This window comes from Pseudomonas sp. 05N431 (assembly GCF_056397005.1).
In genome coordinates this window covers 1-12,538 of sequence record NZ_JBFTMN010000003.1, presented here as the reverse complement: position 1 = coordinate 12,538, position 12,538 = coordinate 1, and the positions used below count along the sequence as shown (strand labels likewise).

The window sequence follows — 12,538 nt, the reverse complement described above, 5'->3', positions numbered from 1 at the left end:
TAGAAGTTAGCGTTTAGTGCCTGATCGTCCGATTACTGGACCGGCGGAACGGCATCGAAGATCATTGCCACTGAACCGGTGTAGTCGCCCGGCACGTTGTTGGTCGTCAACGCCTTGATATTCAGTGGTGCGCGGTAGTTCACGTCGGACTCAGATTCACCCACGACCATTTGCGGTGTCGTGGTCAATACCTTGTTGTTGAGCAACACTTGCAGATCGATCGTTGTGGCACCGGAGATCAGCTTCGGCGCGCTTTCCAGGCTGGCGTGAACCGAACCGTTGTTGTTGCGCACATCGAAGAAGCCGTTGACTTCACCCATCTTGCCGGTGGTCGGCTGGTAACTCATGTCCTGGTCCTTGTTCACCAGGTCCGGGTCAGTCGGTACCACATAGAAGCCATTGGTTGGCACGTGAGCAATGAGGCTGATGGAGTGAGCCGCTTCGCCTGCAGCGAAGGCCATGGAGGATTGGAGAACCAGAACAGCCAGTGGAGCAGCGATTGCGAATTTCTTGAACATCATTCAGTACCTGTTTTCTTGAAAAGGATTGGCTCATTGAAAGTTCAAACAACGCCTACCCGAAAAAGGCTCGTGTTGGTTTGGACTTTCAACGCCAGGGCATGATCGACTGTTCACTCTGGAATGTAAGCAGGTAACTTCCGACGACCGCGTAGTTCAAGAACTTCATGACAGGACAGAAAAAAATATAAAAAACCAAAATACAAAACACTAACTGTAGGTTATGCCTTACCTACAGTTATTTCTAAAAAACCATACAGCGGTTTCAACTTGTAAATACGGGACCTTTAAGTAATTTAGAATATATGCTCAAGTACATTAGAGCGATAGCTTTAACTTTCAGGCTAATAACCGGCCTCAGGATAAAAGTCTCCGCCACTGCTCTGAATGACAGCTCAGAGGCTCGCCACCGCTCGTCGGCCAAGGCAAGGCTCTCTCCGAAAATGCCTTGCTCACCCGCAAAGATATATCTTAAGTTATGTCTAAGCATGACAAGAGAAGCAAAAAATGAGAGACCATCATTCCCCCCACCGCGAGCACGGCGACGGCCACGACGGCTTTGAGAAACGCCCCGGCCGCGAACGCGGCAGTCGCGGCCCGCGCGTTTTCGCCCCCGGCGATCTGAAACTGCTGTTGCTGGCACTGATCGCCGAGCAGCCGTGCCACGGCTACGACCTGATCCGCCAGATCGAAAGCATGTTCGACGGCGCCTACTGTCCGAGCCCCGGCGTGATCTACCCGACCCTGACCTTCCTTGAAGAAAGCGAAATGATCCAGGGCGATGCCGAAGGTGGAAAAAAACGCTACAGCATCACCGACGCCGGACGTCTGTCGTTAAGCGAGCAGGCAATTGCCCTGGACGGCGTGCGCATGCGCATCGAGGTCAGCAAGCGTTCGTTACGCGGGCAAGACCGACCGGCCGAGATCCACGAAGCGGTGCACAACCTGCGTCACGCCTTGCAAATGCATCACGGCCGCTGGAGCCCGGAAGAAATCCTGCGGGTGCGCGACCTGCTCAACAACACTGCCAAAGCCATCGTCGATGGCCCTGTCGTTCAATCTGTTCAGGAGAAGGCGAATGACTGAAGTCATCGTGCAAACCATTCACCGCGTCAGCCACGAACTCAAACGCCGTTGTCTGGAAGTGCTGCGGGTGGTCGACCTGACCCCGCGCATGCGCCGGATCACCCTCGGCGGAGCGGAACTGGCCGGCTTCGTCAGCCTCGGAACCGATGACCACGTAAAGCTGTTTTTCCCGCAAACCGCCGCGGAACTCGCCACACTGGAAACCCTGGTGCTGGGCGCAGGCAAGGACAACGGGCCAATGCCGGCGATGCGTGACTACACGCCACGTCGTTACGACCTGGACACGCTGGAACTGGACATCGACTTCGTATTGCACGGCGATGGCCCTGCCGCGACCTGGGCGGCGCAGGCCGCGCCCGGCCAGTTCCTGCACATCGGCGGGCCACGGGGTTCGATGGTCGTGCCGGATGTGTTCGACAGTTATCTGTTGATCGGCGACGAAACCGCCCTGCCCGCCATCGCCCGCCGCCTCGAAGGCCTGGCGGATAACCGTCGCGCTCTGGTGGTGGTGGAAATCGAAAACGGCGCCGAACAGCAAATCCTCGAGAGCCCGGCAGAGGTCAAGGTGATCTGGGTCTTGCGCGAAGCCGGCAAAAACCACCTGCTGACCACCGTGCAACAACTGCCCATGCCGAGTGGCGAGTTGTATGCGTGGATCGCGACAGAATCCAGAGCCTCACGACAGATCCGCCGCGTGCTGCTGGACGAGAAGGGCTTGAATCAGGATCAGGTGAAAGCCGTCGGCTACTGGAAACTCGACGAAAGCGACGAAGAGTGATCACCTGACGGTGTTCGACATCCTGTAGCAGCTGCCGAGCCCGCGAGGCTGCGTTCGAGGCCGAAGGCCTCGCAAATCCTGCGTATGTGGTTTACCTGAAAGAACGCGCTGCCTGATTTTACGGCTGCTTCGCGGGCTCGGCAGCTGCTACGGGGGGCAGCACGCAAAGAGGTGTCGTTACTTATGTCCGCGCCAGCGATCCAGCCCGACCACCACCAGTGCAATCAGCACAAACCCCAGCAATATCCCGCTGGCATTGATAAACACCTGGGGATAACCGAGTTTTTCGACATCAATAAAGGGATACGGATAGAGCCCCAGCGAGTGCCCACGCAGCAAGGTAAAAGCGAAATACAGCACCGGGTAAATCGCCCACAAACCGATGTGCCCGAGACGCAAGGTGCCCTTGGGTACGCACCGCCACCAATAGAACAGAAACAGCAGCGGCATGACGTCATGCAACAACTCGTCGGCAACGAACTGCCAGCCCTGCGGATGCCACAAATGCCGCAACAACAGGCTGTACGCCAGGCCGACCAGGGTAATGCTCACGGCGATCCCACTGCTGACCCACGGCTGTAAAAAAAACGTACGGCCTTTCGACTCACGCGTAGTCACGGCACAGGTCAACACCGAGGCCACCAGCGTATTGGTCAGGACCGTAAAGTAACTGAAGTAACTCACCAGCCCACCGAGCTGGCTGGCGCTGACACTCCAGCGACCGTAAAACACCAGGTACAGCTGAATGCTCAATCCCAGCCAGCCAAGCACGGCGGCCAAACGGGTAAAACGGCTCATGACGGGCGACAGTCGAGTCGGCTCGGCGGGCATTGCGATTCCTTAGAGCGGACGTTTGGTGCGCATCAACTTTACGTAGAGCTTTTCGACTTTCTCCCGGGCCCACGGGGTTTTGCGCAGAAAGGTCAGGCTCGACTTGATGCTCGGATCGCTCTTGAAACAGCGAATGTCGATGCGCTCGGCCAGCCCCGACCATTCGTAGTGTTGAACCAGCGTGTTAAGGATCTGTTCCAGGGTCACGCCGTGCAGCGGGTTGGTGTTCTGTTCGGTCATGCCGGGCCTTTGAACGAAGAAAGTAGAGGAAGCCGCGCACCTTAGCCGAGGGTGTCCTGCGGTGGAAGGGCCTTGGGCAATGACGCTCGTCATCGCAGGGTTAACTGTAGGTGACTTCCAGACAATCGGTAACCGCGCCCGCGTCCCTCACGTGCACGTAAAAAAAATCAAAACATATACATATGTACCGCACTTCGCCCTATCGCCCCCTTCACGCTGACGCCTTCTTGTTTCCTACAACAAATGGAGCTCTTTCGTGCAAGGAATCACTCACAAGTCCCACGCCTCGATCATCCTCGACGAGATCCTGCAATACCGCCGACGCTTTTCGGCGGCCGACCAGGACATCCGTGCAGAAGACCACCTCGTCAGGCAAATCCAGTTACCGCGCATCGAAGCCTTCGTGGCGCAGAACCGCCCCATCCAGTTTGTGCTGCCGGCATTCCCGGCCAAATCACCGAACCCGAACAAAGTACTGGGCGAGGTGCCGGACATGGCCGAAAAACTCTCGCTGAGGTTTCTCAACGAGGTCTGCCTGAACATCCAGCAGCACTACGCACCGGGCGCCCGGCTGACGATCTGCTCCGACGGTCATGTGTTCTCCGACCTGATCGGCGTCCCCGACGACACCATCAACGTCTATCAACACCAGATCAAAGCGCTGATCCGCGATGAAAAACTGTCGCAGCTGGAGGTGCTGAACCTGGGGGATATTCAGGAGTTTTCTGCGCTGAGCAGCGACTACAACACCCTGCGCGCAACCCTGATCAAAGGTTATGCCGACCCGCTGGAGGAGATCCGCGATCAACTGATCAGCGATGAAGACGGCACGCGACTGTACCGCGCCATCACCCGTTTTCTCTATGAAGACGGCTTGCTGCCAGACTACCAAGGCTCCAAAACCGCGTTGCAGCGTGATGCGCGGCAACGTGCCTACGGGGTGATTCAGAGCAGTTGGGCCTGGGGCAATCTGCTGGCCCAGTGCTTCCCCGAGGCCATTCGCCTGTCGATCCATCCACAGCCGGCATCGAGCCTGAAAATGGGCATCCACATGTTGCCGACCAAGGACGACTGGCTGACCCCATGGCACGGCACTGCCGTGCAGATCGACGGCACCTTCGTGCTGATGAAGAAAGCCGAAGCCCTGGAAATCAACGCCGAACCGGTGTGGGTCGATGGCGCGCACAGCCATTACCAGGTCACCACGCAGCGCCATGTCGAAGTGGCCTGAGCGCTGCGTCCTGTCCTTTCTACGTCTGGTAATTCACCATGAACCATCACGCTGTCAACGCCACAACGTCCTTCCATGTCACGGCTAACCGCCCCTTTGGCTTGCTGATCCGTCCCGCCTTCAGCGGGCAGACCGTTGAACAATTGCCCGTCAGCGAACTGCGGACCCTGGCCCGCGAGCATCACCTGCTGATTCTGCGCGGGTTCGCCCCAACCTTTGTCGACTCACCGTCACTGACCCGCTATGCCGAGCAGTGGGGCGAAATCAAAATGTGGCCATTCGGCGCGGTGCTGGATGTGCGCGAGCACCTCGACGCCACCGACCATATCTTCGATCACAGCGGCGTGCCCTTGCACTGGGACGGCATGTACAAGCCAACAATCCCGGAGTTCCAGCTGTTCAACTGCCTGAATGCACCGGAACAAAACCAGGGCGGCCGTACCACCTTCCTCAACACTCGAGCCCTGCTGGCCGACGCACCGTCCGCGCGTGTAGAGCTGTGGAAAACCATTAGCGTGACGTACCGGATCCAGAAAGTCGTGCACTACGGCGGCGAAGTCTGCTCGCCCTTGCTGGTCCCCGACCCACGCGATGGGCAGTGGGTGTTGCGCTACAACCAGCCGGCCGAAAAAGACATGCGCTTCCTCAACCGCCATGCGCTGGAATACCACGGCCTGGCGCCGGAACAGATTGAGCACTTTGAACAGGACCTGCACGAACGCCTGCATGACCCGCGTTATTTCTACGCCCATGCCTGGCAGCAAAACGACGTGGTGATCGCCGACAACTTCTCCCTGCTGCACGGTCGCGAGGCCTTCACCAGCCGCTGTGCCCGGCACTTGCAGCGGGTGCATATCCACGGCTCGCCAGTGTGCATCAACACTGCGCTCAAACGATAAGGACATCACCATGGCACGCATTCTGATTGCCGCTACCGCAACGCCGGGACACATCTTCCCCTTGCTGAAAATTGCCGGAGCACTGATCCGGCTGGGACATCAGGTCGCCGTACTCAGTGGCCAGTTGTTTCGCCAGGAAGTCGAAACAACCGGCGCTCGGTTCTATCCCTTCGATGAGCGCATCGACTTCGACTACCGTCATCTGGAAAGCCACTTCCCGCTACGCGCCACGCTGCCACCGGGCCCGGCGCAAATGGCCCTGGCACTGAAGAACTTCTTCGCCGACGCCATGCCGTTGCAGGATCAGGACCTGCGCCGCTTGATCAGCGAGTTCGCACCTGACGTGGTGCTGATCGAAAACACCTTTTACGGCGCCCTGCCGCTGTTGCTCGGTCCACAAGCTCAACGACCGAAGATTGTGTGCATTGGCGTCACGCCGCTGACCTGGTCTTCGCGTGATTCGATTTTCTACGGGCCGAGGATTCCCCCGGCACTGTTGCCCGACGACCTCAGCCGAAGCACCCTGGTGGAGCCAACCACCCAACAATTGATTGATGAGGTGCAGGCGTACTTCAACGCCACACTCAGCGAGCATGGACATCCGCTGCTGCAATCGGCGGTCACCGACAGCTTGATTCTCAACGCGGACCGATTCCTCCAGCTCTCCACCGCGGCCTTCGAATACCCTCGTGCGGACTTGCCCGACAGCGTGCGCTTCATTGGGCCGCTGACTGTCAAGCGCCCCTCGACCCACACCGTGGCTGATCTGTTTCCCGGCGATGACCGGCCATTGATAGTGGTGACCCAAGGCACCCTGGCCAACGCCGACTTGAACCAGTTGTTGCTGCCAACCCTGCGAGCGCTGGCGGATCTGCCGGTCAAGGTGCTCGCCCTCACTGGCGGACGTTCCACCGATGCGGCGCTACCGGACAATGCCCGGCTCACCGACTTCGTGTCCTACGATCAGGTGCTGCCCAAGACCTCGGTATTCATCACCAACGGCGGTTATGGCGCGGTCAACGGCGCACTCTGTCATGGCGTACCGATCATCGTTGCCGGCACCGGCGAAGACAAAGCCGAAACTGCTGCGCGAGTGGTCTGGGCCCGGTGCGGGATCAATCTGGGCACCAGTTATCCGGCGGAGAAGGCGATTGCCCATGCGGTGGAGCAGATCCTGCAAACACCAGCATTTGGTGCGAACGCCAGAGCCATTGCCGAGGACTTTTCACGGCATGACGCACTGGCGCAAATAGTCAGCGAGCTGTGCCGCGCGGAGGCTTAGCCTCCCCCCCATTCCCCGCCAACACCCGTAGCAGCTGTCGAGCCTGCGAGGCTGCGTTCGAGGACGCAGTCCTCGTAAATCCTGAGTACGCGGTTTACCTGAAAGAACGCGCCGCCTGACTTTACGACCGCTGCGCGGCCGAACGCAGCCTCGCAGGCTCGACAGCTGCTACAGGCGTAGGGCGTAGGGCGTAGGGCGTAGGGCGTAGGACAGCAAGATACTTATGCGTTGCTCACACTGTTACCAAATCCGAAATGATCCATGTCAAGAAAAGCCCTTTCTCTCTTTGTTACAGATCATTATCCTTGCAACCCTAAAAGCTGAATCGCTTCACCTGCCCGATTTCCCTTCGCAGCGTTCAGCTCTCTTCCCCTAAAAGACCAAGAACTCCTTCTCTATGCCTGACATTCAGACTTTGCGAGACAGCGCTGTCTTCCCAACTGTTGCTGCCCGAAAAGCCATAAGCCTGATCGGTGGGCTCAGCGCCCTCGGCCTTGCCACCTGCGCTCAAGCTGCCCCTGCATTCGATAGCGACTCACCGTGGATGCTCGGCGACTGGAACGGCACACGCACCGAACTCGCGGAGAAAGGCTACGACTTCAAGCTCGACTACACCGGCGAGATGGGTAGCAACCTGCACGGCGGCTACGACCACGACCGCACCGCGCGCTACAGCGACCAGTTCGGCCTCGGCACGCACCTGGACCTGCAAAAAATCCTCGGTTGGCACGACGCTGAATTTCAGCTGACCATCACCGAACGCAGCGGCAACAACATCAGCAACGACCGGGTCAACGATCCGCGTGTCGGCGGTTTCACCTCGGCCCAGGAAGTCTGGGGCCGTGGCCAGACCACCCGGCTGACGCAGATGTGGTATCAGCAGAAATTCTTCGACCAGAAACTCGACATCAAGGCCGGTCGTTTTGGCGAAGGCGAAGACTTCAACAGCTTCCCCTGCGATTTCCAGAACCTGGCGTTCTGCGGGTCTCAGGTCGGCAACTGGGCTGGTGGCATCTGGTACAACTGGCCGGTCAGCCAATGGGCGCTGCGGGTCAAATATCACCTGACGCCTGAGCTCTACGCCCAAATCGGCGCCTATGAACAGAACCCGTCAAACCTGGATCGCGACAACGGCTTCAAGCTCAGCGGCAGCGGCACCCAAGGCACGGTGCTGCCGGTGGAGCTGGTGTGGACACCGAAACTCAACGGTCTGCCGGGCGAATACCGCGCCGGTTACTACTACAGCAGCGCCAAGGCCACCGACGTCTATAAGGACAGCAACGGCCAACCCGCCGCCCTGAGTGGTCAGCCCTACCGCAGCGCATCGAGCAAGCACGGCGTCTGGCTGGGCGTGCAGCAACAGCTGACCAGCCGCGCCAGTGATAACTCGCGAGGCTTGAGTGTGTTTGCCAACGGCACGATGCACGACAAAAAGACCAACGCCGTCGACAACTATGTCCAGGCCGGCGTCGTCTACAAAGGCCTGTTCGATGCCCGCAGCAAGGACGACATCGGCTTCGCCATGGCCCGGGTCCACGTCAACCCGGCCTTTCGCAAAAACGCCGAGGCGATCAACGAGGCGCACAGGGTCTTCGACTTCAACGACCCGTCCTACCTGCCGCCGCAAGACACCGAATACAGCGCCGAACTCTATTACGGCGTGCATGTGACCAACTGGCTGACCGTGCGCCCGAACCTGCAATACATCCGCCATCCGGGTGGCGTGAATGAGGTCGATGACGCGCTGATCGGCGGGATCAAAATCCAGTCCTCGTTCTAACAAACGCTACAAAACCCTGTGGGAGCGAGCTTGCTCGCGATAGCGATCTGTCAGTCGATATCGATGTTGAATATCAAGCCGCCATCGCGAGCAAGCTCGCTCCCACAAGGGGTACATCAACTGAGCTTTTTGTACTGAAACCTGCCTGCGCCTGATCGTCATCTACAGTGAACAGGCGCGGGACTACTTAAAACGTCACGGAGAACCACACTATGAGCACTGATGGTGCTTTGAGTCGAAGCCGTCTGCTACCGAGCCTGCTCGGTATCGTGCTTCTGCTAATGGGCCTGGCCTTGCTGGCCGGGGGGATCAAGCTGAGCATGCTCGGCGGCTCGCTGTATTACCTGCTGGCCGGTATCGGCCTGGTGCTGACCGGGATTTTGCTGCTGGCTGCCCGCCGTGCGGCGTTGGGCCTGTACGCCGTGGTGCTGTTCGCCAGTACGGTGTGGGCGCTGTGGGAAATCGGCCTCGACTGGTGGCAACTAGTGCCACGTCTGTCGCTGTGGTTCGCCCTTGGCGTAGTCCTGCTGTTGCCGTGGTTCCGCCGTCCGCTACTGCGTGATGGCGCCGCTCCGCTGGGCACTGCCGCGCTGAGCGTGGCCGTGGTTCTGGCCGGCGCGACCGCGGTTGCCAGCCAGTTCACCCACCCGGGTGAGATCATGGGCGAGCTGGGCCGCGACACTGCCGACATGACCAGCACCGCACCAGCAATGCCCGAAGGCGAGTGGCAGGCCTATGGCCGCACCGAATTCGGCGACCGCTACTCGCCGCTGAAGCAGATCACCCCGGCCAACGTTGGCAAGTTGCAGGAAGCCTGGCGCATCCGCACCGGCGACCTGCCGACCGCCGATGACCCGGTGGAGCTGACCAACGAAAACACCCCGCTGAAGGTCAACGGCATGCTCTATGCCTGCACCGCCCACAGCAAGGTGCTGGCGCTGGACCCAGACACCGGCAAGGAAATCTGGCGCTTCGACCCGCAGATCAAGAGCCCGGTGGGCTTCAAGGGCTTCGCCCACATGACCTGCCGTGGCGTTTCCTACTACGACGAGAACGCCTACGCCAAGGCTGACAACGCTTCGGCCGCGGTCATCTCCGAAGCTGGCAAAGCGGTTGCGCAAGCCTGCCCGCGTCGCCTCTACCTGCCCACCGCCGATGCTCGTCTGATCGCCCTGAACGCCGACACCGGCAAGGTCTGCGAAGGCTTCGGCGATCGCGGTGTGGTTGACCTGACCCAAGGTATCGGTCCGTTCACCCCCGGCGGCTACTACGCCACCTCGCCGGCGGCAATCACCCGTGATCTGGTGATCATGGGCGGTCACGTCACCGACAACGAATCGACCAACGAGCCGTCCGGCGTGATCCGCGCCTTCGACATCCGCGACGGTCACCTGGTCTGGAACTGGGACAGCGGTAACCCTGAGGCGACCGAGCCTTTGGCGCCGGGCAAGACCTACACCCGCAACTCGCCGAACATGTGGTCGCTGGCCAGCGTCGACGAGAAACTGGGCATGGTCTACCTGCCGCTGGGCAACCAGATGCCTGACCAGTGGGGTGCCGACCGCACGCCAGGCGCAGAGAAATTCAGCGCCGGCATGGTGGCCCTGGACCTGGCGACCGGCAAGGTCCGCTGGAACTTCCAGTTCACTCACCACGACCTGTGGGACATGGACGTCGGCAGCCAGCCGACCCTGCTCGACATGAAGACCGCCGACGGCATCAAGCCAGCGCTGATCGCACCGACCAAACAGGGCAGCCTGTATGTGCTCGACCGTCGTAACGGCACACCGATCGTGCCGATTCACGAAGTGCCGGCGCCGCAAGGCGCAGTCACCGGCGACCATACCGCGCCGACCCAGGCCCGCTCGGACCTCAACCTGCTCGGCCCTGAACTGACCGAAAAAGCCATGTGGGGCGCCAGCCCGTTCGACCAGATGCTCTGCCGCATCCAGTTCAAGCAACTGCGCTACGAAGGTCAGTACACCCCGCCGTCGTTGCAGGGCAGCCTGATCTATCCGGGTAACGTCGGTGTGTTCAACTGGGGCAGCGTGTCGCTCGACCCGGTTCGCCAGATGCTGTTCACCAGCCCGAACTACATGGCATTCGTCTCCAAACTGATCCCGCAGGCTGAAGTGGCTGCCGGGAGCAAGCGCGAGAGCGAGACCTCGGGCATCCAACCCAACACCGGCGCACCGTACGCGGTGACCATGCACCCGTTCATGTCGCCATTCGGCGTACCGTGCCAAGCTCCAGCCTGGGGCTACGTCGCCGGTATCGACCTGACCACCAACAAAGTGGTCTGGAAGCGCAAAAACGGCACCAGCCGCGACAGCTCGCCACTGCCTATCGGTCTGCCGATCGGCGTGCCAAGCATGGGCGGCTCGATCGTTACTGCCGGCGGCGTCGGCTTCCTCAGCGGCACCCTGGACCAGTACCTGCGCGCCTATGACGTCAACAACGGCAAGGAACTCTGGAAGTCGCGCCTGCCGGCCGGTGGTCAGGCCACACCGATGACCTACACCGGCAAGGACGGCAAACAGTACGTGCTGCTGGTGGTTGGCGGTCATGGTTCGTTGGGGACCAAGATGGGCGACTATGTGATCGCTTACAAACTGTCGGAATAAGCGTTAACCGCAGTTAAGAGAAAGGCGACTACCGCGAGGTGGTCGCCTTTTTTGTGGCCGATGAAATCGTTCCCACGCTCCGAACCGTAGCAGCTGCCGAGCCTGCGAGGCTGCGTTCGAGGACGAAGTCCTCGCAAATCCTGCATCCACGTTTTACCTGGAAGGACCCGCGGCCTGATTCAACGACTGCTACGCAGCCGAACGCAGCCTCGCAGGCTCGGCAGCTGCTACGGGAGTAGTTCCGCACCGTCTTTAAACTGCCGCCGGAACGTAGGACTCAGAGAAGCTTCCGACATGGTTTTCAGGTTGTCGGTGGGAAGCCGCATCACTAGTCTTTGGTGGTCGCTGCCAATTCAGCGACCGGGTTTGACCGTCCGAACACACTCTAGGTTAGGTACACTTAGGAGCGTCATCTTGGACAAAATCACTACAAATCCGCCTGAAACCCCAAGTACTTCCCCTTACGCCTCCAACGACTCGAGAAAACTCCACGACGCCGCCGAGCGGGCGCTGGATCACTACCTGAAACCACCGTTCGACAAGGGCAACCTGCCCGATAAACGCCCCTCCAATATCTTTGCGGTCATCCCTGATCTGGATAACGAAACCTTGCTGGCGCATGCCTCGGAAACCCTGGCGTCGTTGAATGTGCTGGCCAGCGATCTGGCATTCGAGCTTGAAGGCACGCGCCGGCATGTGGCGCTGGCGATTCAGCAAATGGTCTCGTTGGGGGAACTGCTGGTGAATCGGGCACTGGATAGTTTCGATCAACCGGAAGAGCGGTAGCGCCGGACTGCGGGCTTGCTCGCGAAAGCGGACTGACAGTCAACTGAGATGTTGAATTCGATGACCTCTTCGCGAGCAAGCCCGCTCCCACAGTTGAACTGTGTACACCAACAAGAGATTGGTCGGCTGTCAGGGCGCCATCGCAGGCAAGCCAGCTCCCACAGTTGAACTGAATGCACCTGCGGGAGATTGGCCGACTGTCAGGTCGCCAAAATCAAAAGATCGCAGCCCGCGGCAGCTCCTACAAAAATCGAACTCGCCCCCACCACTCAACAGGCCGAGCGTTAGCTCGCCTGCCGCCGTTGATCTTGATCCACCCGCCCCTATCGGGAGGCCGAGTGGAGGTGTTCATCAGGGGGTGGGCGCGCAGCGCCGTACGGCGCAGCCGGACACATCGAGAGGAGGTCGTCGCGAAGCAGACCGTAGGCGATGCCCCCTGATGGACACCGGAGCGAGGGAACGCCGAGCCTAGGCGAGGTGCCG

At 59.9% G+C, this 12,538-nt stretch carries 11 protein-coding genes; 8 read left to right on the top strand and 3 right to left on the bottom strand.

The features are described 5' to 3' along the window. Positions 1-32: 32 nt before the first annotated feature. Positions 33-518: a CS1 type fimbrial major subunit gene (locus AC1DIG_RS05565; RefSeq protein WP_477766483.1), complete on the bottom strand. Its 486-nt coding sequence runs from the start codon at positions 516-518 to the stop codon at positions 33-35. A gap of 507 nt (positions 519-1,025) precedes the next feature. On the opposite strand from AC1DIG_RS05565, the gene AC1DIG_RS05560 reads away from it, so the two are divergent. Together AC1DIG_RS05560 and AC1DIG_RS05555 are read left to right on the top strand one after the other, a co-directional pair. Beyond that, positions 1,026-1,604 (top strand): PadR family transcriptional regulator, encoded by a 579-nt coding sequence (locus AC1DIG_RS05560; RefSeq protein ID WP_477766482.1) that lies wholly within the window; start codon positions 1,026-1,028, stop codon positions 1,602-1,604. Then, positions 1,597-2,382 carry a siderophore-interacting protein gene (locus AC1DIG_RS05555; RefSeq protein WP_477766481.1) on the top strand — a complete coding sequence of 262 codons (786 nt, stop codon included), beginning with the start codon at positions 1,597-1,599 and terminating at the stop codon, positions 2,380-2,382. The genes AC1DIG_RS05560 and AC1DIG_RS05555 overlap by 8 nt, the downstream gene beginning before the upstream one ends. A gap of 177 nt (positions 2,383-2,559) precedes the next feature. Here AC1DIG_RS05555 and AC1DIG_RS05550 read toward each other — a convergent pair whose 3' ends face one another. Continuing rightward, the gene (locus AC1DIG_RS05550; protein WP_477766480.1) at positions 2,560-3,213 is read right to left on the bottom strand and encodes a Pr6Pr family membrane protein; all 654 of its coding nucleotides are present in this window, start codon (positions 3,211-3,213) and stop codon (positions 2,560-2,562) included. Between the two features lie 9 nt (positions 3,214-3,222). Beyond that, positions 3,223-3,453 (bottom strand): VF530 family protein, encoded by a 231-nt coding sequence (locus tag AC1DIG_RS05545; RefSeq protein ID WP_019693422.1) that lies wholly within the window; start codon positions 3,451-3,453, stop codon positions 3,223-3,225. Positions 3,454-3,709: 256 nt separating this feature from the next. Here AC1DIG_RS05545 and AC1DIG_RS05540 point away from each other — a divergent pair, with 256 nt between their 5' ends. The 6 genes from AC1DIG_RS05540 (at position 3,710) to AC1DIG_RS05515 (ending at position 12,055) form a co-directional block, all read left to right on the top strand. Next, the gene (locus tag AC1DIG_RS05540; RefSeq protein ID WP_477766479.1) at positions 3,710-4,684 is read left to right on the top strand and encodes an L-tyrosine/L-tryptophan isonitrile synthase family protein; all 975 of its coding nucleotides are present in this window, start codon (positions 3,710-3,712) and stop codon (positions 4,682-4,684) included. Between the two features lie 38 nt (positions 4,685-4,722). Then, positions 4,723-5,583 carry a TauD/TfdA dioxygenase family protein gene (locus tag AC1DIG_RS05535; protein ID WP_477766478.1) on the top strand — a complete coding sequence of 287 codons (861 nt, stop codon included), beginning with the start codon at positions 4,723-4,725 and terminating at the stop codon, positions 5,581-5,583. A gap of 10 nt (positions 5,584-5,593) precedes the next feature. After that, positions 5,594-6,865, top strand: coding sequence for a glycosyltransferase (locus AC1DIG_RS05530; protein ID WP_477766477.1), 1,272 nt, complete (start codon positions 5,594-5,596; stop codon positions 6,863-6,865). A 397-nt stretch (positions 6,866-7,262) separates the two neighbouring features. Further along, a complete protein-coding gene (locus AC1DIG_RS05525) occupies positions 7,263-8,645 on the top strand; it encodes a carbohydrate porin (RefSeq protein WP_477766476.1) in 1,383 nt (460 codons plus the stop codon). Between the two features lie 212 nt (positions 8,646-8,857). Next, on the top strand, positions 8,858-11,269 hold the full coding sequence (locus tag AC1DIG_RS05520) for a glucose/quinate/shikimate family membrane-bound PQQ-dependent dehydrogenase (protein WP_477766475.1): 2,412 nt from the start codon (positions 8,858-8,860) through the stop codon (positions 11,267-11,269). A 414-nt stretch (positions 11,270-11,683) separates the two neighbouring features. Next, positions 11,684-12,055, top strand: coding sequence for a DUF6124 family protein (locus AC1DIG_RS05515; RefSeq protein ID WP_477766474.1), 372 nt, complete (start codon positions 11,684-11,686; stop codon positions 12,053-12,055). The last annotated feature ends 483 nt before the right edge of the window (positions 12,056-12,538 follow it).

Coding starts and splice junctions, on each gene's coding strand:
- AC1DIG_RS05565 (WP_477766483.1), bottom strand. CDS start 518: ATGTTCAAGAAATTCGCAATCGCTGCTCCACTGGCTGTTCTGGTTCTC.
- AC1DIG_RS05560 (WP_477766482.1), top strand. CDS start 1,026: ATGAGAGACCATCATTCCCCCCACCGCGAGCACGGCGACGGCCACGAC.
- AC1DIG_RS05555 (WP_477766481.1), top strand. CDS start 1,597: ATGACTGAAGTCATCGTGCAAACCATTCACCGCGTCAGCCACGAACTC.
- AC1DIG_RS05550 (WP_477766480.1), bottom strand. CDS start 3,213: ATGCCCGCCGAGCCGACTCGACTGTCGCCCGTCATGAGCCGTTTTACC.
- AC1DIG_RS05545 (WP_019693422.1), bottom strand. CDS start 3,453: ATGACCGAACAGAACACCAACCCGCTGCACGGCGTGACCCTGGAACAG.
- AC1DIG_RS05535 (WP_477766478.1), top strand. CDS start 4,723: ATGAACCATCACGCTGTCAACGCCACAACGTCCTTCCATGTCACGGCT.
- AC1DIG_RS05530 (WP_477766477.1), top strand. CDS start 5,594: ATGGCACGCATTCTGATTGCCGCTACCGCAACGCCGGGACACATCTTC.
- AC1DIG_RS05525 (WP_477766476.1), top strand. CDS start 7,263: ATGCCTGACATTCAGACTTTGCGAGACAGCGCTGTCTTCCCAACTGTT.
- AC1DIG_RS05520 (WP_477766475.1), top strand. CDS start 8,858: ATGAGCACTGATGGTGCTTTGAGTCGAAGCCGTCTGCTACCGAGCCTG.